The organism is Bartonella sp. MR30HLJHH (assembly GCF_042194195.1).
Classification (GTDB): domain Bacteria; phylum Pseudomonadota; class Alphaproteobacteria; order Rhizobiales; family Rhizobiaceae; genus Bartonella; species Bartonella grahamii.
Genome location: NZ_JBHIMO010000115.1, coordinates 1 through 536, shown reverse-complemented (window position 1 = coordinate 536; position 536 = coordinate 1). Strand labels below are relative to the sequence as shown.

The window sequence follows — 536 nt, the reverse complement described above, 5'->3', positions numbered from 1 at the left end:
ACGGGCTGTTTAAGCGCTTCTTGACACTGCGCTGTGGTATGACAGCGCCAGGACGACAAATCGGGAGATTTTCGGCTTTATGGTTTCCACACCACCCCCCCCCACATCATATTTATAGTTGAACCCTGCTTGAAGCATGCAAGCATCAATGGTTGCCATTTGATTGAAACTGCGATTTTGATTTTCTGGATCTGCATCATAAGGTGTTGGCATGCCACATTCTAACAAGGCTTTTCCTATCTCAGTAAAATCTGCTCCTGGTTTTTCCCATGCCCCTATAGAAGATGTGGGAGTTTTATTAAACTGGCACCCAGCTATACTCAACAGAGTTATCGCACTTAATAATTTTAAGGTTTGTTTCATTTTTTTCTCCATGATCTAATTCAAGGTTTTTGTTCTAGATGAGATGTGCCATAAAGTATGTTGCACATAGCATTCGCATGTCCAAGACATGTGTGAACACTGTTGGGATTTGTGAACATATTCCATGTTTCTTTCCACCAGTTACTACCAGCAGGTATTGTCTCATAAGTATA

General features: G+C 41.4%; 1 pseudogene. It reads right to left on the bottom strand.

The window, feature by feature from the left end:
- Nucleotides 1–363 (bottom strand): annotated as a pseudogene (locus ACFIKR_RS09625) (hypothetical protein); the annotation flags it as partial.
- Between the last annotated feature and the right edge of the window lie 173 nt (nt 364–536).